This is a genomic window from Roseitalea porphyridii, assembly GCF_004331955.1.
Lineage (GTDB): Bacteria > Pseudomonadota > Alphaproteobacteria > Rhizobiales > Rhizobiaceae > Roseitalea > Roseitalea porphyridii.
The window spans coordinates 1,799,204-1,819,392 of record NZ_CP036532.1; the positions used below are offsets into that span (position 1 = coordinate 1,799,204).

Annotated in this window: 24 protein-coding genes; 21 read left to right on the top strand and 3 right to left on the bottom strand. The window is 65.8% G+C overall.

The window, feature by feature from the left end; genetic code table 11:
* Window positions 1-53: 53 nt before the first annotated feature.
* The 5 genes from coaD (at window position 54) to tgt (ending at window position 4,001) form a co-directional block, all read left to right on the top strand.
* The gene (gene coaD, locus E0E05_RS08800) at window positions 54-551 is read left to right on the top strand and encodes a pantetheine-phosphate adenylyltransferase (RefSeq protein WP_131616367.1); all 498 of its coding nucleotides are present in this window, start codon (window positions 54-56) and stop codon (window positions 549-551) included.
* Between the two features lie 28 nt (window positions 552-579).
* Complete coding sequence (locus tag E0E05_RS08805) at window positions 580-1,173, top strand: peptidylprolyl isomerase (protein ID WP_192900394.1); 594 nt, start codon at window positions 580-582, stop codon at window positions 1,171-1,173.
* A gap of 37 nt (window positions 1,174-1,210) precedes the next feature.
* Window positions 1,211-1,717 (top strand): peptidylprolyl isomerase, encoded by a 507-nt coding sequence (locus E0E05_RS08810; protein ID WP_131616368.1) that lies wholly within the window; start codon window positions 1,211-1,213, stop codon window positions 1,715-1,717.
* An 84-nt stretch (window positions 1,718-1,801) separates the two neighbouring features.
* Window positions 1,802-2,881, top strand: coding sequence for a tRNA preQ1(34) S-adenosylmethionine ribosyltransferase-isomerase QueA (queA, locus tag E0E05_RS08815; protein ID WP_131616369.1), 1,080 nt, complete (start codon window positions 1,802-1,804; stop codon window positions 2,879-2,881).
* Entirely contained in the window at window positions 2,874-4,001 is a 1,128-nt protein-coding gene (gene tgt, locus E0E05_RS08820; RefSeq protein ID WP_131616370.1) for a tRNA guanosine(34) transglycosylase Tgt, read from the top strand. The genes queA and tgt overlap by 8 nt, the downstream gene beginning before the upstream one ends.
* A gap of 207 nt (window positions 4,002-4,208) precedes the next feature.
* Here the strand turns inward: tgt and E0E05_RS08825 are convergent, their stop codons facing one another.
* The gene (locus E0E05_RS08825) at window positions 4,209-4,658 is read right to left on the bottom strand and encodes a DUF4864 domain-containing protein (protein ID WP_244597639.1); all 450 of its coding nucleotides are present in this window, start codon (window positions 4,656-4,658) and stop codon (window positions 4,209-4,211) included.
* 114 nt (window positions 4,659-4,772) lie between these two features.
* On the opposite strand from E0E05_RS08825, the gene E0E05_RS08830 reads away from it, so the two are divergent.
* The 16 genes from E0E05_RS08830 (at window position 4,773) to E0E05_RS08905 (ending at window position 18,411) form a co-directional block, all read left to right on the top strand.
* Window positions 4,773-5,681, top strand: a complete 909-nt coding sequence (locus tag E0E05_RS08830; protein WP_131616371.1) for a VOC family protein — start codon at window positions 4,773-4,775, stop codon at window positions 5,679-5,681.
* Window positions 5,678-6,532 (top strand): 3-deoxy-8-phosphooctulonate synthase, encoded by an 855-nt coding sequence (kdsA, locus tag E0E05_RS08835; RefSeq protein WP_131616372.1) that lies wholly within the window; start codon window positions 5,678-5,680, stop codon window positions 6,530-6,532. The genes E0E05_RS08830 and kdsA overlap by 4 nt, the downstream gene beginning before the upstream one ends.
* Window positions 6,533-6,624: 92 nt before the next feature.
* Window positions 6,625-7,896 (top strand): phosphopyruvate hydratase, encoded by a 1,272-nt coding sequence (gene eno / locus E0E05_RS08840; RefSeq protein WP_131616373.1) that lies wholly within the window; start codon window positions 6,625-6,627, stop codon window positions 7,894-7,896.
* A gap of 91 nt (window positions 7,897-7,987) precedes the next feature.
* A complete protein-coding gene (locus tag E0E05_RS08845) occupies window positions 7,988-8,347 on the top strand; it encodes an FtsB family cell division protein (protein WP_131616374.1) in 360 nt (119 codons plus the stop codon).
* A 132-nt stretch (window positions 8,348-8,479) separates the two neighbouring features.
* Window positions 8,480-9,526, top strand: coding sequence for a pyruvate dehydrogenase (acetyl-transferring) E1 component subunit alpha (pdhA, locus tag E0E05_RS08850; RefSeq protein WP_131616375.1), 1,047 nt, complete (start codon window positions 8,480-8,482; stop codon window positions 9,524-9,526).
* Between the two features lie 10 nt (window positions 9,527-9,536).
* Window positions 9,537-10,943, top strand: coding sequence for a pyruvate dehydrogenase complex E1 component subunit beta (locus E0E05_RS08855; RefSeq protein ID WP_131616376.1), 1,407 nt, complete (start codon window positions 9,537-9,539; stop codon window positions 10,941-10,943).
* A 109-nt stretch (window positions 10,944-11,052) separates the two neighbouring features.
* Window positions 11,053-11,619, top strand: a complete 567-nt coding sequence (locus E0E05_RS08860; protein WP_244597641.1) for a Uma2 family endonuclease — start codon at window positions 11,053-11,055, stop codon at window positions 11,617-11,619.
* Window positions 11,620-11,624: 5 nt separating this feature from the next.
* Window positions 11,625-13,040, top strand: coding sequence for a pyruvate dehydrogenase complex dihydrolipoamide acetyltransferase (locus E0E05_RS08865; RefSeq protein ID WP_131616378.1), 1,416 nt, complete (start codon window positions 11,625-11,627; stop codon window positions 13,038-13,040).
* Between the two features lie 141 nt (window positions 13,041-13,181).
* The gene (locus E0E05_RS08870; RefSeq protein WP_131616379.1) at window positions 13,182-13,862 is read left to right on the top strand and encodes an SGNH/GDSL hydrolase family protein; all 681 of its coding nucleotides are present in this window, start codon (window positions 13,182-13,184) and stop codon (window positions 13,860-13,862) included.
* 50 nt (window positions 13,863-13,912) lie between these two features.
* Complete coding sequence (locus tag E0E05_RS08875; protein WP_131616380.1) at window positions 13,913-14,149, top strand: HP1242/YdcH family protein; 237 nt, start codon at window positions 13,913-13,915, stop codon at window positions 14,147-14,149.
* Between the two features lie 37 nt (window positions 14,150-14,186).
* Window positions 14,187-14,774 (top strand): GNAT family N-acetyltransferase, encoded by a 588-nt coding sequence (locus E0E05_RS08880; RefSeq protein WP_131616381.1) that lies wholly within the window; start codon window positions 14,187-14,189, stop codon window positions 14,772-14,774.
* Window positions 14,767-16,215: a dihydrolipoyl dehydrogenase gene (lpdA, locus tag E0E05_RS08885; RefSeq protein WP_131616382.1), complete on the top strand. Its 1,449-nt coding sequence runs from the start codon at window positions 14,767-14,769 to the stop codon at window positions 16,213-16,215. The genes E0E05_RS08880 and lpdA overlap by 8 nt, the downstream gene beginning before the upstream one ends.
* Window positions 16,212-16,622, top strand: coding sequence for a hypothetical protein (locus E0E05_RS08890; protein ID WP_244597643.1), 411 nt, complete (start codon window positions 16,212-16,214; stop codon window positions 16,620-16,622). The genes lpdA and E0E05_RS08890 overlap by 4 nt, the downstream gene beginning before the upstream one ends.
* Window positions 16,619-16,933 (top strand): pentapeptide repeat-containing protein, encoded by a 315-nt coding sequence (locus E0E05_RS08895; RefSeq protein ID WP_131616383.1) that lies wholly within the window; start codon window positions 16,619-16,621, stop codon window positions 16,931-16,933. Before E0E05_RS08890 ends, E0E05_RS08895 begins: the two co-directional genes overlap by 4 nt.
* Before the next feature lie 29 nt (window positions 16,934-16,962).
* Window positions 16,963-17,934: a lipoyl synthase gene (gene lipA / locus E0E05_RS08900; protein WP_131616384.1), complete on the top strand. Its 972-nt coding sequence runs from the start codon at window positions 16,963-16,965 to the stop codon at window positions 17,932-17,934.
* A gap of 3 nt (window positions 17,935-17,937) precedes the next feature.
* The gene (locus E0E05_RS08905) at window positions 17,938-18,411 is read left to right on the top strand and encodes a type II toxin-antitoxin system RatA family toxin (protein ID WP_131616385.1); all 474 of its coding nucleotides are present in this window, start codon (window positions 17,938-17,940) and stop codon (window positions 18,409-18,411) included.
* Here E0E05_RS08905 and E0E05_RS08910 read toward each other — a convergent pair.
* Window positions 18,403-18,939 (bottom strand): CinA family protein, encoded by a 537-nt coding sequence (locus tag E0E05_RS08910; RefSeq protein WP_131616386.1) that lies wholly within the window; start codon window positions 18,937-18,939, stop codon window positions 18,403-18,405. The two genes, E0E05_RS08905 and E0E05_RS08910, sit on opposite strands and share 9 nt — an antisense overlap.
* Window positions 18,936-20,183 (bottom strand): bifunctional 2-C-methyl-D-erythritol 4-phosphate cytidylyltransferase/2-C-methyl-D-erythritol 2,4-cyclodiphosphate synthase, encoded by a 1,248-nt coding sequence (locus E0E05_RS08915; protein WP_244597644.1) that lies wholly within the window; start codon window positions 20,181-20,183, stop codon window positions 18,936-18,938. The genes E0E05_RS08910 and E0E05_RS08915 overlap by 4 nt, the downstream gene beginning before the upstream one ends.
* Between the last annotated feature and the right edge of the window lie 6 nt (window positions 20,184-20,189).

A 20,189-nucleotide genomic window follows, 5' to 3' on the forward strand; every position in this document is an offset into this window, starting at 1 on the left:
CCTTCGGGCGCGAGGGGCTTTGCAGGCGCGCCATATTTGCCTACACGCTTCCCATGACCCAACGCACGGCGATCTATGCGGGTTCGTTCGATCCGCTGACCAACGGCCACCTTTCGGTGCTGCGCGCGGGCCTGGTGCTGTTTGATCGCGTCACCGTGGCGATCGGCGTGCATGCGGGCAAGAAGGGCCTGTTCGCTTTCGAGGAACGCGAACGGCTTATCCATGCGGCGCTCGGGGAGACCGGTCTCGCCGGCGAACGGGTTTCGGTGGCCGCGTTCGACGGGCTGGTGGTTGAGGCCGCGCGCGCGCACGGCGCCATCGCCATGCTGCGCGGTCTGCGCGATTCGACCGACTATGCCTACGAGATGCAGATGGCGGGCATGAACACGGCCATGGCGCCGGACATCGAGACGGTCTTCGTGCCGGCCGAGGCCGAGACGCGTCCCATCGCGGCCACATTGGTGCGCCAGATCGCGGCGATGGGCGGCGACGTTTCCCCCTTCGTGCCGCCATCGGTGGAAAAGGCGCTGCGTGCGCGCTTTTCCGCCTGAACCCGATCCACTTGAACGAGGCACCTTGATGCGTTTGACACGACGAACCCTGACCGCGGCGGCCGCCGGCATGGCGCTGGCGATGACCATGGCCGGTCCCGTGACCGCCCAGTCCGACCCGGAAAACACGCTGATCATCGAACTCAAGGACGGCGAGGTGGTGATCGACCTGCGGCCGGACCTTGCACCGCGCCATGTCGAGCAGATCAAGACGCTCGCCCGCCAGGGCGCCTATGACAATGTCGCCTTCCACCGGGTCATCGACGGCTTCATGGCGCAGACCGGCGACGTCCAGTTCGGCGACATGGAAGACGGGTTCGCGCCCGGTCGCGCCGGCACAGGCGGCTCTGATCTGCCCGACCTTCCGGCCGAATTCTCCGACGAGCCGTTCGTACGCGGCACCGTCGGCATGGCGCGGGCCCAGAACCCCGACTCGGCCAACTCGCAATTCTTCATCATGTTCGACGAGGGCCGCTTCCTCGACGGGCAGTACACGGTGGTCGGCAATGTCGTCAGCGGCATGGAGCATGTCGACAACATCAAGCGCGGCGCCCAGGCCCGGAATGGCGCGGTCGATGATCCCGACCGGATGATCGACGTCACCGTCGCGGCGGACCGATAGGCCGCTCATCACCAGCAAACACGGAGAGGGAACGCAATTGACCTACAAGGACCCCGAGAACACGCTCGTCCTGGAAACCACCAAGGGCACGGTGGTGATCGAAATGAAGCCCGATCTGGCGCCCGGCCATGTCGACCGCATCAAGGAACTGGCACGCGCCGGTGACTATGACGGCGTCGTCTTCCACCGCGTCATCGACGGCTTCATGGCGCAGACCGGCGACGTGCGCTTCGGCAAGCAGGGCGGACCGCACTTCGACCCGGCCCGTGCCGGCATGGGGGGCTCGTCCCGGCCGGACCTGAAGGCCGAGTTCTCCAACGCCAACCATGCCCGCGGCACCTGCTCGATGGCGCGGGCACAGAACCCCAACTCGGCCAACTCTCAGTTCTTCATCTGCTTTGAGGACGCTTCGTTCCTCGATGGCCAGTACACGGTCTGGGGCGAGGTGATCGACGGCATGGACAATGTCGACCAGATCAAGCGCGGCGAGCCGGTTCGCGATCCCGATTCGATCGTGTCGATGAAGGTCGCGGCGGATCTTTGATCAATGCGGGCGGGCTGACTTCCGTGCGATGCGACCGTGTCGTCTGCCTGGAGGTCCTTCAACCGCTAGACCGACGGTCCGCCCATGCGCGTCGATGAATTCGATTTCGAGCTTCCCGAAGACCGCATCGCGCTGAGGCCTGCGAGCCCGCGCGATGCGGCGCGCATGCTCGTCGTGCGCGGCGACACGCTGACCGATGCGGGCGTCATGGACCTGCCGTCCTTCCTGTCGGCCGGCGACCTGATGGTGTTCAACGACACGCGCGTCATTCCCGCCCAGCTCGAAGGCACCCGCGAGCGCGACGGCCAGATCGCCACGATCGGCACCACGCTGCACATGCGCACCGCGCCGAACCGCTGGATGGCATTCGCGCGCGGCGCGAAAAAACTCAAACCCGGCGACCGAGTCCGCTTCGGCGAGACCGGCGATGCGTGTCTTCTCGGCACGCTCGATGCGTCCGTCATCGCAAAAGGCGAGGGCGGCGAGGTGGAACTGGCCTTCGATCTGGCCGGTCCCGACCTCGATGCGGCGATCGCCTTGGCGGGCCACATTCCGCTGCCGCCCTATATCGCCTCGAAACGTGCCGACGACGAACGCGACCGCGCCGACTATCAGACCGTCTATGCGCGTGAGGACGGCGCCGTCGCCGCGCCCACGGCCGGCCTGCACTTCACCGACAGGCTGTTCGACAAGCTCGATGCGGCCGGCATCAACCGCGCCTTCGTCACGCTGCATGTCGGCGCCGGCACCTTCCTGCCGGTCAAGGCCGACAATACCGAAGACCACAGGATGCACGCCGAGATCGGCCATGTCTCCGAGGCGACCGCCGCGCTGATCAACCAGACCCGTGCGCGGGGCGGCTCGATCGTCTCGGTCGGCACGACCTCGCTGCGCCTGCTCGAAAGCGCCGCCGATGAGGCGGGCACCATCCAGCCGTTCGCCGGCGCGACCGACATCTTCATCACGCCCGGCTACCGGTTCCGCTGCGTCGATGTGCTGATGACCAATTTCCACCTGCCGCGCTCGACCCTTATGATGCTGGTCTCGGCCTTTGCCGGGCTCGGGACCATGCGGCGCGCCTATGCCCATGCGATCGACGCCGGTTACCGCTTCTATTCCTACGGCGATTCCAGCCTGCTGTTCCGGAACGATCCCGATGGCTGAATTCGGCTTCGCCCTTCACGCGACCGACGGCGGCGCGCGGCGCGGCACGGTGACGACCGGGCGCGGCGCCATCGCGACGCCTGCCTTCATGCCCGTCGGCACGGCCGGCACGGTCAAAGGCCTCTATCTCGATCAGGTCAAGGACGCCGGCGCCGACATCATCCTTGGCAATACCTACCACCTGATGCTGCGCCCCGGCGCCGAGCGGATCGACCGGCTCGGCGGGCTGCACCGCTTCATCGGCTGGGACAGGCCGATCCTGACCGATTCGGGCGGTTTCCAGGTAATGAGCCTGTCCGCGCTGCGGCAGATGAGCGAAGAGGGCGTCACCTTCAAGAGCCACGTCGACGGCGCCATCCACGAAATGAGCCCGGAACGCTCGATCGAGATCCAGGGGCTTCTGGGCTCGGACATCCAGATGCAGCTCGACGAGTGCGTCGCGCTGCCGGCCGACGCGGACACGATGAAGGCGGCGATGGAACTGTCGCTGCGCTGGGCCGAGCGCTGCCGGGTCGCTTTCGGCGACCAGCCGGGCAAGGCGATGTTCGGCATCGTGCAGGGCGGCGATGACGAGAGCCTGCGCGAACAATCGGCCCGGGCGCTCACCGCGATGGATTTGAAGGGCTACTCGATCGGCGGTCTGGCGGTGGGAGAGCCGCAGGAGGTCATGCTGGCCATGCTGGACGTCGTCTGCCCGATCCTGCCGGCGGAAAAGCCGCGCTACCTGATGGGCGTCGGCACGCCCCAGGACCTTTTGCGCTCGGTCGCGCGCGGGGTCGACATGTTCGATTGCGTCATGCCCACCCGTTCGGGCCGGCACGGGCTCGCCTTCACGCGGCGCGGGCGCGTCAACCTGAAGAACGCCCGCCACGCCGAAGACCACCGGCCGCTCGACGATCAGATGGCATGCCCGGCCTCGCGGGACTATTCACGCGCCTATCTGCACCATCTGATCCGGTCGGGCGAGATGCTCGGCATGATGCTGCTGAGCTGGCACAACACGTTCTATTATCAGTGGCTTATGCGTGAGATGCGCAGCGCGATCGAGCAAGGCCGCTTCGCTGCGTTCGCCGCCGAGACCGAGGCGGTGTGGGAGCAGGGCGACATCGAAGCGCTTTGATGCGCTTTGCGGGCTTCGGACCTCTTGCCCCCACCCTTCATCCCTCCCCCGCACGCATGGAAGGGAGGACCTCTGCATTCAGCCTTGGCGTCAGGATTTGCGCCAGGCGCATGATCTGGTCGAGTGGCGCGGTTTCGATGTCTTCCCTCCCACGCGTGCGGGGGAGGGATGAAGGGTGGGGGTCTTGGTTCAGGCGGGGCTACGATGTCACGTCATCCCCGCAGCGCCCTTGCGCAGGTTCACGCCATCCACTTTCCAGGAGCCGTCAGGCTGCTGTTCCATGTAATAGACCGCGGTCCAGTCGCTGCCGTCGGGCGCGCGGATGAGCACTTCCTGCACGATCCTGCCGTCCGGCATCGCCTCGGTCCGGCCGAACGCGTAGTTTCCGGGCCGGAGAACGGGCAGATAGCCGCCCTGGACCATGGACATGAACCGGTCGAGCGTCGGGTACAGGCGTTTGATATCCTCGGATGCATGGCCGTAGGCACGGTCGAAATCGCCGGTGAGAAAGCTCTCGAGCTGATCGGTGATGACGGTGCGGGCGGCGCCCTCGTCGGCGTTGGCCTCATCGGCGGGCGCCAACAGAAACGCCAGCGCCAGCGCGAAAAGCGACGCGATGGCCATCGCCATGGGGATCAGGCGGGGTCGATTGGGCATGGGACACCTCCTTTTCCTTTCCCAACATAGGCGCTCGGGGCGCCATGGCAAACCGGCTGCCGGCGGCGAGGGCGGCGCCTTGCGCGCCTTCGGCAAATGGGGCACATGCCGGCCATGACTGGCATTTCGCCCTATACGCCGCGCGCGCTCGACCACTGCGTCCTGCCGGTCGCGGAACTGAGCATCGCCCGGGCGCGCCTCGAAGCGCTCGGCTTCATCGTCGCCGGGGACGCCAGGCATCCGTTCGGTACGGAGAACGCCTGTGTGTTCTTCGCTGACGGCACCTACCTGGAGCCGCTCGCCATCGACCAGCGCGAGACCTGCGAACGCACCGCACAGAGGGGCAACGTCTTCACCGCGCGCGATCAGGCCTACCGTTTCCGCAATGGCGACAATGGTTTTTCGGCGATCGCGCTCGCCACCGATGATGCCGATGCCGACCACAAGCGGTTCCGGCAGGACGGCATCTCGGCCGGGCGCAAGCTCCTGTTCGGGCGCACCATGACCGACCCCGAGGGTCGGTCCGGCCGGGCGACCTTCAAGAACGCGTTTGCCGCCGATCTGCGTTCGCCCGACAGCTTCTTCTTCTGCTGTCAGCGTGTGGCCATGCCCGACATCGACCGCTCGGCGCTGACCCGCCACGAAAACGGCGTCACGGGGATCGCCGGCATCGTCGCATCGGAAGCCAATCCGACGGACTTCCAGTATCTCCTGCAGGATGTGTTCAACAATCGCGAGACGCAGGCGCACTCGTTCGGCATCGACATCGCCATGGCCAACGCCGTGTTCGACGCGATGACGCCAGAGGGGCTGCGCGTGCATTTCGGTGTCGAGCGCACGGTGCCCACACGCGGCCTGCGGCTCGAAGGCATCGTGCTGAAGACAGCCAACCCCGCCCGGATGGAAAAGATCGTGACCGACAACGGCATCGGCGCACAGCGCCACAGTCACTATCTGGTCATCGACCGGGCGCCGGGGCAGGGCGCGTTCCTGGCGATCGACATGCGTGGAGAGGGGAAATGACGAGCACGCCGAGCCGAACCGGGGGTCCGGCCGAGATCGTTGCCGCCGGCACGGTGCGCTTCGGCAACGCCCTGCCGCTGGCGCTGATCGCCGGCCCCTGCCAGATGGAAAGCCGCGACCACGCGCTGAAGATGGCCGAGGCGCTCAAGACGCTGTCGGTGAAGCTCGGCATCGGCCTGGTCTTCAAGACCTCGTTCGACAAGGCCAATCGCACTGCGCTTTCCGGCAAGCGCGGCATGGGGCTCGAGGCGGCGCTGCCGGTCTTCGCCGAAATCCGCGAGCAGCTCGGCCTGCCGGTTCTCACCGATGTGCATGCACCCGACCAGTGTGCGCCGGTTGCCGAGGTCGTGGATATCCTCCAGATTCCGGCGTTTCTGTGCCGGCAGACGGACCTGCTCGTCGCCGCCGCCGCAACCGGCCGTGTGGTCAACATCAAGAAAGGCCAGTTCCTTGCGCCCTGGGACATGAAGAATGTCGCGGCCAAGGTGACCGGATCGGGCAACCCGAACGTGCTCCTGACCGAGCGCGGCGCCAGTTTCGGCTACAACACGCTGGTCTCGGACATGCGGGCGCTGCCGATCATGGCCGAAACCGGCGCTCCGGTGATCTTCGATGCGACCCATTCCGTGCAACAGCCGGGCGGGCAGGGCGCGTCGTCGGGCGGCGACCGGACCATGGTGCCGCCGCTGGCGCGCGCTGCCGTCGCGGTCGGCGTTGCCGGCGTCTTCATCGAGACCCATGACGATCCCGACAACGCCCCATCCGACGGGCCCAACATGGTGCCGCTCGACCGCATGGGCTCGCTGGTCGCGCAGCTCATGGCGATCGACGCGCTCGTCAAGTCGGACTGATCGGGCTTTTGGCCGCCGACGCGGTTTTCCTTTTCACAAAGCTCGGCTAAGGGGTCGGCCATCGCAGACCATAACACCGGGGACCATCCTTCATGAGCGCGATCATCGACATCATCGGCCGGCAGATCATCGACAGCCGCGGCAATCCGACCGTCGAGGTCGACGTGCTGCTCGAGGATGGCGCCTTCGGCCGCGCGGCCGTGCCGTCCGGAGCCTCGACGGGCGTTCACGAGGCGGTCGAGCTGCGCGACGGCGGCGACGCCTTCATGGGCAAGGGTGTCCAGAAGGCCGTCGACAACGTCAACGGCGCGATCTTCGACGCCGTCGGCGGCATGGACGCGGCCGATCAGGCCAAGATCGACGCGGTGATGATCGATCTCGACGGCACCGACAACAAGGGCAAGCTCGGCGCCAACGCAATTCTGGGCGTCTCGCTGGCCGTCGCCAAGGCCGCCGCGCAATCGGCCGGACTGCCGCTCTACCGCTATGTCGGCGGGACCAACGCCCACATGCTGCCCGTGCCGATGATGAACATCATCAATGGCGGCGCCCACGCCGACAATCCGATCGACTTCCAGGAATTCATGATCATGCCGACCGGCGCGGCGACCCTGTTCGACGCCGTGCGCATGGGCACCGAGACCTTCCACACGCTCAAGAAGAAGCTGACCGCGGCCGGCCACAGCACGGGCATCGGCGACGAGGGCGGCTTCGCGCCGAACCTGAAAAGCGCCCAGGCCGCGCTCGACTTCATCATGGAGGCGATTTCCGAGGCCGGCTACAAACCCGGCGAGGACATGCACATCGCGCTCGACTGCGCCGCCTCGGAGTTCTTCAAGGACGGTGCCTATGCCTATGAGGGCGAGGGCGTCACGCGCAGCGCCAGCGAGCAGGCCGCCTATCTCAAGAGCCTCGTCGAGGCCTATCCGATCATCTCGATCGAGGACGGCATGCATGAGGACGACTGGGACGGCTGGGAGGCGCTGACCGATGAGGTCGGCGAGATCTGCCAGCTCGTCGGCGACGACCTGTTCGTGACCAACACGGCCCGGCTGGCCGAGGGCATCGACAAGGGCATCGCCAACTCCATCCTGATCAAGGTCAACCAGATCGGAACGCTGACCGAGACGCTGCGGGCGGTCGAGATGGCGCACAAGGCCGGTTACACGGCGGTCATGTCGCACCGGTCCGGCGAGACCGAGGACGCAACGATCGCCGATCTCGCGGTCGCCACCAATTGCGGGCAGATCAAGACCGGCTCGCTCGCCCGCTCGGACCGGCTGGCAAAATACAACCAGCTCATCCGCATCGAGGAGGAACTGGGCGATCTCGGCCGCTACGCGGGCATGTCGATCCTGCCCTGACCGGTCGGTTCTCGCCGGCGACGGGCCCTTAGGGCCCGCTTAACCAAAACCGGCCTAAGCATGATCCGCACGCCAATACGGTTCCGGGTCGATGTGGACGCGCCAGTACAAGAGATCGCCGTTTCGCCATGCCGTCATTCCGGCAATCGCGATCGTCGCGCTCGGCTATTACGGCTTTCACGGCATCAACGGCAATCTCGGCCTGCAATCCAAGCAGGAATATGAGGCGCGCCTGGCGGGGCTCGAATCGGACCTTGCCGCGCTGAGCGCCGAACGGGCACGCCTTGAAACGCGGACGCTTGCGCTGAGCGACGGATCGCTGCAGCGCGACATGATCGACGAGCAATCGCGGCTCGCGCTCGGGCTGGTTCAGGCCAACGAGGTGATCCTGCTTCACAATTCGGATGCGGCGACGCGCGACCTTGAAGAATTGCTGCAGCGCAGGAATTAACTTGAGATCAGTTAATTGTGCTTTTTTCGAGCGTTCCTATAGCCTTACTGACATAAATCCTATGCGAATTGGCGGCTTGATGTCGCTGGTTTGCACAGTACAGTGCGCCAAACGCAAAAGGGACGAAACGCCATGGCGACACGCGCGCGCAAGTCCCCGTCCAAATCCAAGGCGGGGACGACCAAGAGTGCCATCGAGGCCCCCGAGCCCGCCGAGTTCGAAAAGGAAGACGAACTCAAGGCCTACCGCGACATGCTGCTGATCCGGCGGTTCGAGGAAAAGGCCGGCCAGCTCTACGGCATGGGCTTCATCGGCGGCTTCTGCCATCTCTATATCGGCCAGGAGGCGGTGGTCACGGGCGTCACCATGGCGATGGAGGATGGCGACCAGACCATCACCACCTATCGCGACCACGGCCACATGCTCGCCATGGGCATGGAATCGAAGGGCGTCATGGCCGAACTGACCGGCCGCCGCGGAGGCTACTCCAAGGGCAAGGGCGGCTCGATGCACATGTTCTCCAAGGAGAAGAACTTCTACGGCGGCCATGGCATCGTCGGCGCCAACGTGCCGCTCGGCACCGGCATCGCGTTCGCCAACCAGTATCGCGAGAACGGCAAGGTCTGCTGCACCTATTTCGGCGACGGCGCGGCAAACCAGGGCCAGGTCTACGAGAGCTTCAACATGGCCTCGCTGTGGAAGCTGCCGGTCGTCTACATCATCGAGAACAACCGCTATGCGATGGGCACGTCCGTCGCCCGCTCTTCGGCCGAGACCGACTTTTCCCATCGCGGCCTGTCCTTCAAGATCCCCGGCTTCCAGGTCGACGGCATGGATGTGCGTGCGGTCAAGTCCGCCGCCGATCTTGCGCTCGAGCATGCGCGCTCGGGCGAGGGGCCGATCATCCTCGAGATGCTGACCTATCGCTATCGCGGCCACTCCATGTCGGACCCGGCGAAATACCGCACCAAGGACGAGGTGCAGAAGATGCGCTCCGAGCGCGATCCGATCGAGCAGGTCAAGGCGCGCGTCATCGAGAAGAAATGGGCCGACGAGGACGAACTCAAGGCGATCGACAAGGATGTCCGCGCGATCATCGCCGAGGCGGCCGATTTCGCCCAGAACGATCCCGAGCCCGATGTTTCCGAGCTCTACACCGACATTCTGATCGAAGCCTGAGGGCCATTTCATGCCAATCGACATTTTGATGCCGGCCCTGTCGCCGACCATGGAAGAGGGCAACCTCGCCAAATGGCTCAAGCAGGAGGGCGACGAGGTCACCGCCGGTGACGTGATCGCCGAGATCGAGACCGACAAGGCGACCATGGAGGTCGAGGCGGTCGACGAGGGAACGCTCGGCAAGATCCTGGTTGCCGAGGGCACCGAGGGCGTCAAGGTCAACACGCCCATCGCAGTGCTGCTCGAAGAGGGCGAGAGCGCCGACGATATCGACGCGTCGGGCCGCAACGGCGGTGCCGGTGCCGCCCGGCAGCAGGCGCCCGCCAGCGAACCGGCCGCCCAGGCGCAGGAGGACACACCGTCGCCCGCCGCCGTGCCGAAGGCCGAGACCCAGCCCATGCCGGCCGACCCGGAAGTGCCCGAGGGCACCGAAATGGTGCCGACGACGGTGCGCGAGGCCTTGCGCGACGCGATGGCCGAAGAGATGCGCGCCGACGAGACGGTCTTCGTGATGGGCGAGGAGGTCGCCGAATACCAAGGCGCCTACAAGATCACGCAGGGCCTGCTCGACGAGTTCGGCGCCAAGCGCGTGGTCGACACGCCGATCACCGAGCACGGGTTCGCCGGCGTCGGCGTCGGCGCGGCGATGACGGGCCTCAGGCCCATCGTCGAGTTCATGACGTTCAACTTCGCCATGCAGGCGATCGACCAGATCGTCAATTCGGCCGCCAAGACGCTCTATATGTCGGGCGGGCAGATGGGCGCGCCGATGGTGTTCCGCGGGCCAAACGGCGCCGCCGCCCGCGTCGCCGCCCAGCATTCGCAGTGCTATGCGGCTTGGTACAGCCACATTCCGGGGCTGAAGGTCATCCAGCCCTATACGGCGGCCGACGCCAAGGGCTTGCTCAGGGCGGCGATCCGCGACCCCAATCCGGTCATCTTCCTCGAAAACGAGATTCTCTACGGGCAGACGTTCGACGTGCCCAAGCTCGACGATTTCATCCTGCCGATCGGCAAGGCGCGCATTCACCGCACCGGCAGCGACTGCACGATCGTCTCGTTCGGCATCGGCATGACCTATGCGGTCAAGGCGGCCGAGGAACTGGCCGGCCAGGGCATTGATTGCGAGATCATCGATCTGCGCACGCTGCGTCCGATGGACCTTCCGGCCGTGATCGAAAGCGTCAGGAAGACGGGCCGTCTCGTCACGGTCGAGGAGGGTTTCCCGCAGAATTCGGTCGGCGACTACATCGCCAACCAGGTCACGCGCGCCGCCTTCGACTATCTCGACGCGCCGCCGATCACCATCGCCGGCAAGGACGTGCCGATGCCGTATGCGGCCAACCTCGAGAAGCTCGCCCTGCCGAGCGTCGCCGAGGTCGTCGAGGCGGTCAAGACCGTCGCTTACGCGGATTGATTGACGCCATGATATGCTGCCCGCGCGCTAACAAGAGCCCCGCCCGCCAATGACCGATCTGGCGCACAGACGCGCGACCTACGCCGACGTGCTCGCCGCGCCACCCGACATGGTGGCCGAGATCATCGACGGCGCCCTGGTCACCCATCCGCGACCAAGGCCAAGGCATGCGCGCGCTCATGCAGTCCTTACGGGCAAGCTTGGCGATCGGTTCGACTTCGGCGAGGGTGGTCCCGGCGGGTGGATTTTTCTGACCGAACCGGAGCTTTCACTGGTCGGACAACTCGTCGTGCCCGACATCGCCGGCTGGCGGCGTGAACGCTTGACTGAACTGCCCGAGACCAACTGGATCGAGACACCGCCCGACTGGGTTTGCGAAATCATCTCGCCGTCAACCGAATATTACGATCGCACGGCCAAGCGCCGAATTTATGGCGAGGCGGGCGTGGCCTATCTGTGGCTTCTCGACCCCGACGCCCAACTGCTCGAGGCATTCGGGCTGGTGGAAGGCCGCTGGTTGCTGAACGGCACCGCTGCCGGCGACGAACAGGTCAGCCTCGAGCCGTTCGATGCCATATCCTTTCCTCTGATGTCGCTGTTTCCGTTCGACCAACCAAAGACGGGCGGCGACCCGCATCACGACACACGCAAACCCGACGAACCGGCGGGAGACTGACGCCCATGCCAATCACCATCACGATGCCCGCGCTTTCGCCGACCATGGAGGAGGGCAACCTCGCCAAATGGCTGGTCAAGGAGGGCGACCAGATCGCGGCGGGTGACGTCATCGCCGAGATCGAGACCGACAAGGCGACCATGGAGGTCGAGGCCGTCGACGAGGGCACGGTTGCAAAGATCCTGATCGAAGAGGGCACCGAGGGCGTCAAGGTCAATGCGCCGATCGCCATCCTCGCCGAAGAGGGCGAGGATGTGGGCGAAGCCGCCAGGGCCGGACCGTCTGACGGCGCATCCGCATCCTCCGAAGCGGCGGCGCAGGACGATTCGCCGCCCAAGGGCGAGACGGCGGAAGCGACATCCGGCGGAAACGGCGCGGCCAAACCGCAGCCGGAGACACCGCCGCGGTCGGTATCGAAGAGCGGCGCGGACATACCCGATGACGTGAAGGCGGGTCCGGTGCCGCGCAAGAACGGCGAGCGCGTGTTCGCTTCGCCGCTGGCGCGCCGGATCGCCGGCAATGAAGGCATCGACATCACCGCCATCACCGGGTCCGGCCCGAAAGGTCGGATCGTCAAGCGCGATGTCGAGGCGGCGCTCGAAAAGGGCGTGCCCGCTGCTGCCGAAGCCCCTGCCGCCGAGGCGCCTGGCATGGCCGCGGCCCCCGCGCCGATCGCCGCCGGCCCGAGCTCGCAGCAGGTGCTGGCGAACTTCGCCGAGGGTTCGTACGAACTCGTCAAGCATGACGGCATGCGCAAGACGATCGCCAAGCGCCTGACCGAATCCAAGCAGACGATCCCGCATTTCTACGTCACGGTCGACTGCGATCTGGACGCACTGCTCGCCCTGCGCTCGCAACTCAACAAGGCCGCGCCGGTCAAGGACGACAAGCCCGCCTACAAGCTGTCGGTCAACGACATGATCATCAAGGCCCTGGCGCTGGCGCTGCGCGACGTGCCCGATGCCAACGTCTCTTGGACCGACGAGGCGATGGTGCACCACAAGCATGCCGATGTGGGCGTCGCCGTCTCCATCCCCGGCGGGCTGATTACGCCGATCGTGCGCCGCGCCGAGGAAAAGACGCTGTCGGCGATTTCCGGCGAGATGAAGGATCTGGGCAAGCGCGCCCGCGAGCGCAAGCTCAAGCCGGAGGAGTATCAGGGCGGCACGACCTCGGTCTCCAACATGGGCATGATGCGCGTGAAGGATTTTTCCGCCGTCATCAACCCGCCGCACGCCACGATCCTGGCGGTCGGCGCGGGCGAACAACGGCCCGTCGTCAGGGACGGCGCGCTCGCCATCGCCACCATGATGAGCGTGACGCTGTCGACCGACCATCGCTGCGTCGACGGGGCGCTCGGCGCCGAACTGCTCGCCGCCTTCAAGGGCTATATCGAGAACCCGATGGGGATGCTGGTCTGAGGTGGCACGTGACAAGCCGGCCGGCCGGGTTCTTCCGGACGACCCGACGACGCGATCAGGAGATTTGCATGGCCCAACCCGCAGACATGATCCTGTCAGTTGCCGAAAACACGGTCACGCCGTTTCCGAGCGAGCCCTGAGATGGCCGCCACGGAACCGAGAACCATCCTCGCCTATGGCGACTCCCTGACCTGGGGGGCCGACCCCAGCAGCGACGGACGGCATCCGCAAGACGGCCGGTGGCCGGACGTGCTGGCCACGGAGCTCGGCGAGGGCACCAGTGTTATTGCCGAGGGATTATGCGGACGCACGACCGCCTATGATGACGATACCGGCGACTGTGACCGCAACGGCGCGCGCCTTCTGCCGACGCTTCTGGCAACGCATGTGCCCGTCGACCTGCTCATCCTGATGCTCGGCACGAACGACATGAAGCCGCATGTCGCCGGTACGGCCATCGCGGCGACGCAAGGCATGCGGCGGCTGGTCCAGATCGCAACGAGTCATATCTCAAATCGGACGGCGGCGAACCGGATGCAGATTCTGGTGGTCGCGCCCCCGCCGATCGTGCGGACCGACGACGCTGAGGCCGCGGCCATGTTCGCTGGTGGCGTCGAGCATTCACGGCAACTGGCCGATCTCTACCGTGCGCTTGCGCATCAGAACGGCTGCGGTTTCTTCGATGCGGGAACGGTGGCGCAGGCTTCCCCGGTCGATGGCGTGCATCTGGACGCCGAGAACACCGCGGCCATCGGCCGGGCTCTGGCGCCGGTCGTCCGGTCGATGCTGGAGGCGCGATTGACACCGATCAAGGAGGCATGAGCAGCGGCCGATAGGGTGGCGCGACCAACACGGACCAAGGAGCGATGTCCATGGCGCACACGCCGCACGAACTGGCCGAGGAATTTCCCGAGCATGTCGACAAGATGCACGAGCTGAAGGGCTCGAACGCGCGTTTCGCACGGCTGTTCGACGAATATCACGAGATCAACCGGGCCATTCACCGCGCCGAGACGGATGTCGAGCCCACGGATGATTTCAACATGGAGGACATGCGCAAGAAGCGCCTGCGCCTCAAGGACGAAATCTACGCGATGCTGACCGGCTGACCCGCGCCGCCCGGCATCCTGCAAGGAGACCGGGCGCTTGGAAATCCGTTCCGCCGCCATCGCCGACTGCAGTGATCTTGCCATACTCGACAATGTGGCGGGCCACGGCCTGCCGCTTTGGCTCTGGCATGGCGCCGTCCTGCGCGGCAGGGCGACAGATGCGCTGGAGTGGGGCCGCGACCGCTACCGCGACGACAGCCAGCCCTGCAACTGGCGCAACGCGCGGATCGCCGACGAGGGCGGCGAGACCGCCGGCATGGCGGTCGGCTACGCACTGCCCTCCGACGTGCCGGCGCCTTCCGAGGCGGACCCGGTCCTGCGGCCCGTGCTCGCCCTTTTCGCCCGCGCGGCGGGAACCTGGCTGCTTGACGCGCTTGCCGTCTTCACCCGGTTCCGCCGGCGCGGCACGGCGCGCCTCCTTCTGCGCGACCAGATTGCGCTCGCTGGCGACCGGCCGGTGAGCCTGGTCGTCGCCGACGACAATCTGCGCGCCATCGGCCTTTACGAGAGCGAGGCCTTCCAGCAGACCGCCAGCGAACCGTTCGTGCCGTTCGGCAAGGGACAGGCGACGACACAATGGCTGCTGATGCAGCGCCAAGGACAAGAAGAGAGGCACAATGGCTGACAATTCCTATGACGTGATCATCATCGGCTCGGGGCCGGGTGGTTATGTGACCGCCATCCGCGCGGCGCAGCTCGGCTTCAGGACCGCGATCGTCGAGCGCGAACATCTGGGCGGCATCTGCCTGAACTGGGGCTGCATTCCGACCAAGGCTCTGCTGCGGTCGGCCGAAGTGATGAATTATGCAAGCCATATCAAGGACTACGGCCTTAAACTTGAAGGAAAGGTCACGCCCGAAGTCGGTGCCGTCGTCGACCGGTCGCGCAAGGTCTCGCTGCGCCTGAATGGCGGTGTCGGCTTCCTGATGAAGAAGAACAAGGTCGACGTGATATGGGGCGAGGCAAAACTCGCCGGCACCGGCAAGGTCAGTGTTTCCAAGCCGACCAAGAAGCCGATGGAGCCGCAGCCGCCGGTGCCCAAGGGCGTCAAGGGCGAGGGCGAGTACACCGCCAAGCACATCATCGTCGCGACCGGCGCCCGGCCGCGCGCGCTGCCGGGCATCGAGCCGGACGGCAAGCTGATCTGGACCTATTTCGAGGCGATGGTGCCGCAGAAGATGCCCGAAAAGCTCGTCGTCATGGGCTCGGGCGCGATCGGCATCGAATTCGCCAGCTTCTACAATTCGATGGGCGTCGACGTGACCGTGGTCGAACTGATGGACCAGATCATGCCGGTCGAGGACGAGGAAATCTCCAAGCTCGCCCGCAAGCAGCTCGAAAAGCACGGCCTGAAGATCATGACCGGCGCCAAGGTGACCAAGGTCGACAAGAAGGCCGATTCGGTCGTCGCCCATGTCGAGACCAAAGACGGCAAGTCGACGCCGATCGAGGCCGACCGGCTGATCTCGGCGGTCGGCGTTCAGGGCAACATCGAGAACATCGGGCTCGAGGCCGTCGGCGTGAAGACCGAGCGCGGCACGATCGTCACCGACGGCTACGGACGCACCAATGTCGAGGGCGTCTATGCGATCGGCGATGTCGCCGGCCCGCCCATGCTCGCCCACAAGGCCGAGCATGAGGGCGTGATCTGCGTCGAGAAGATCGCCGGCGTGCCGGGCGTGCATGCGCTCGACACCAGCCTCATTCCGGGCTGCACCTATTGCCACCCGCAGGTCGCGTCGGTCGGCATGACGGAGAAGGCGGCAAAAGAGGCCGGCCGGAAGGTGCGCGTCGGCCGCTTCCAGTTCGGCGCCAACGGCAAGGCGATCGCGCTCGGCGAGGACCAGGGGCTGGTCAAGACGATCTTCGACGCCGAGACGGGCCAGCTCATCGGCGCCCACATGGTCGGCGCCGAGGTGACCGAACTGATCCAGGGCTACGTCGTCGCCATGAACCTCGAGACAACCGAGGAAGAGCTGATGCACACGGTCTTCCCCCATCCGACCCTGTCGGAGATGATGAAGGAGAGCGTGCTCGACGCCTATGGACGGGTTCTGAACGCGTGACCGTTCTCGAGTTTTCCGAACTGGTGCGCAATGCGGCCCTGGCTGTCGTTGCACTGGTCGGAACCTACTTGGCCTGGAAGCGCGTGTTTGCGGCGAACCGACAGGCGGAAGCATCGACCAGACAAGCCGAACTGGCTCGTCGTGACTTCGTCGCAGAGCTCTTCAACCGTGCTGTCGGACAACTTGCCCACGAACGGTTGGAAGTCCGCCTCGGCGCGGTCTATATATTGCAGCAGATTGCCGAGGATTTTCCGGATTTGTCCAAGCCGGTTCACCGCCTGCTCGCAGCACATCTGAGAGAAAACGCAATCGAGTATGGCGATAGCGAACCACCGCTCGATATCAAGGAAATCATGGAGTTCGTGGAGATATGGCTGCATCCCAGCGAGCAAGACCGCCGCACATGAGGCCCGACAACTTGCCACCTCTCGACCTGAGCGGGGCTTTCTTGCGCCGCACCAGCCTGAGCGGTGCGATTCTGAAGAACGCAAACTTTGCCGGTGCCGATTTCCAGAATGCCCGCTTTGTCGGCAGCGACTTCGAAGGGGCCGACCTGACCGGGACGAATCTGGTGGGGGCCGATCTTACCGGTGCAAAGAACCTGACGGCTGATCAGCTTCGCAGGGCGATCATCGACGAGACAACACGACTGCCCACCTACATAGATCGAACGGTGCTGACGTTGGAAGAGCAAACGGACGTATCCCCGGCGGAGTAGGTCGAAACAAGGAAAGCGAAAGCACTGCCATGGTCACCGTCGTCGATACGGTCGCAACCGCAAAGCCGAAGCTTCGCCACCCCGAGAAGGCGCACCGGCCGGATCAGGACTCCGGCCTGCGCAAGCCGGACTGGATCCGCGTTCGCGCGCCCGTCTCCAAGGGCTATCGCGAAACCAACGCCATCGTGCAGTCGCACAATCTGGTGACGGTGTGCGGCGAGGCGGGCTGCCCGAACATCGGCGAATGCTGGGACAAGAAGCACGCCAGCTTCATGATCCTGGGCGAAATCTGTACCCGCGCCTGCGCCTTCTGCAACGTCACCACCGGCCGTCCCGGTGCGATCGACCCGGACGAGCCGAAAAATGTCGCCGACGCCGTCGCCCAGATGGGTCTCAACCACGTCGTCATCACCTCGGTCGACCGTGACGATCTCGACGATGGCGGCGCGCAGCACTTCGTCGATGTCATCCATGCCATCCGCGCCCGTTCGCCCGGCACGACGGTCGAGGTGCTCACCCCCGATTTCCTGCGCAAGGACGGTGCGCTCGAAATGGTCGTCGCGGCACGGCCGGACGTCTTCAACCACAATCTGGAGACGGTCGCCTCGAACTACCTGACGGTGCGCCCCGGCGCGCGCTATTTCCACTCGATCCGGCTCTTGCAGCGGGTCAAGGAGCTTGACCCGACCATGTTCACCAAGTCCGGCATCATGGTCGGCCTCGGCGAAAGCCGCAACGAGGTGCTGCAGCTCATGGACGATCTGCGCACCGCCGACGTCGATTTCCTGACGATCGGCCAGTACCTGCAGCCGACCAAGAAGCACCACAAGGTGATGGCCTACGTCACCCCCGACGAGTTCGCATCCTACGAGGCGGCGGCCTATTCGAAGGGGTTCCTGATGGTCTCGGCGAGCCCGCTGACGCGTTCCTCGCACCATGCCGGCGAGGATTTCGAGAAGCTGCGCGCCGCCCGCGCCAGAAAGCTGGCGGCGGCCGAATAGACGATGCCGCAGTTCTCATCGACACGGCGGGTCAACCACACCGCCCGCGCCATGTTCGATCTGGTCGCGGACGTCGAGAAGTACCCCGAATTCGTGCCGCTGTGCGAGGCGCTGACCGTGCGGTCACGGCGCGAGAAGGAAGGACGCACGCTGTTGATCGCGGACATGACTGTCGGCTACCGCGCGATCCGCGAGACCTTCACCAGCCAGGTCGTGCTCAAGCCCGGGGAACTGGAGATCGACGTTTCCTATGTGGACGGGCCGTTCCGCTATCTGAGCAATCTCTGGCGTTTCGACGATTGCGGCGACGGGTGCTGCGACGTGCATTTCCACATCGACTACGAGTTCAGGAGCCGCATGCTGGGCGGGCTCATGGGCGCCATGTTCGACCGCGCGTTTCGCAAGTTCTCGGCCGCCTTCGAGGAACGCGCCGACCAGCTCTATGGACGGCCGCTGCGCTCGGCGAGCTCAGCCTGAGCCTTCGGCGTCCGCGGACCGTTCAGGCGCGCTGCCGCCGATTTCCAGCAACAGTTCGAGGGCGGTGATCACGCTCATCTGGCGGATGAAGGCGCGCCCATTGTCCTCGAACTCGCGCTTGAGCACCAGCGTCGAGCCGAACGCGGAGGCGGCGCCGAACCAGACCGTGCCCACCGGCTTGGTGTCGGACCCGCCACCGGGACCGGCGATCCCTGTGATCGAGACGGCAACGTCCGCGTCGGACCGGGCAAGTGCCCCTTCGGCCATCGCGCCGGCCACCTCGCCCGAGACCGCGCCGACCGTGTCGAGCATTTCGCCGTCGACACCCAGCATCGCCAGCTTCGCCGCGTTCGAATAGGTCACGAAGCCCCGGTCGAGCGCGTGCGAGGCGCCGTCATGATCGGTGATCGCTGCGGCGACCATGCCGCCGGTGCAGCTTTCGGCCGTCGCCGCCAGGATGCCGCGCTCGGCGTAGAGCGTCACCATGGCTTCGGAGAGTTCGGCAATCGCGTCGACGGGGTCGGTCATCCGGTTTCTCCCTTCGGTGCATAGAGGACGCTCGCCGTCGCGATCGCGGCAATGCCCTCGCCACGCCCGACGAAGCCCATCTGTTCGTTGGTGGTCGCCTTGACCGAGCAGCGCTCGATGGCGATGCCGAGCAGGCGCGCAAGCACCTCCCGCATCGCCAGACGGTGCGGGGCGATCTTGGGCGCCTCGGCGATCAGCGAGACGTCGGCGTTCAGGATCGTGCCGCCCGCTTCGCGCACGATGCGCGCGGCCTCTTTGAGGAACAGCGCCGATGCCTGGCCCTTCCATTGCGGATCGGAGGGCGGGAAATGATCACCGATGTCGCCCGCGCCGCAGGTGGCCAGAAGCGCATCGGTCAACGCGTGAAGGCCCACATCGGCGTCCGAATGCCCGCTGAGCGTCTTCGTGTGCGGGATCGCGACTCCGCACAGCATGACATGGTCGCCTGGCCCGAACCGGTGCACGTCATAGCCGTTGCCGGTGCGGATGTCGGGCAGGGCAGGGGCGGCGTTTCCGGCAAGCTGCTGTTCGGCCATGTGAAAGTCCTGCGCATAGGTCAGTTTGACGTTGGCCTTGTCGCCCTCGGTCGTCATGACCGGCAGGCCGGCCCATTCGAAGAGCGCGGCATCGTCCGTGAAATCCTCGCGATCCTCGGCCGCCGCCCGTCGATGTACGTCGGTGATGGCGGCCAGCGGAAAGGTCTGCGGTGTCTGGGCGGTGAACAGCCCGTCGCGTGGCACGGTTCCGCCGACCGCGCCGTTCTCGACACGCTTGATCGTCTCGGCGATCGGCAGAACCGGCAGGATGCCGCTTTGGGGATGGGCGGTCGCCGCCGCGTGGATACCGTCGAGCAGCGCTCGAGAAACGAAGGGACGGGCCGCATCGTGGATCATCACATGGGTGATACCGGGTGCGGTCGCGGCGAGCGCTTCGAGCCCTGCGCGCACCGAGGCCTGCCGGCTCGCCCCGCCATGCACGGTCCGATACGCCCGGTCCGCGCCGATCGCCTCGGCCAGCAGGGCGTCATCGTCGGCATGGATGACGATGCAGGTCTCGGCCGGCGCAACGAAGCCTTGAAACGCATCGAGCGTGCGGGCAATCAGGGCGCGGCCGGCGAGCCGGTGATATTGCTTCGGACCGCTGTCGAGCCCCGCCCTCGCGCCACGTCCGGCGGCCACGATCACGAGCCCCATCACGGGCGCGCGGTCGGCGGTCGGGGCGGGCATGTCGGGAACGGCGGACATCGAATG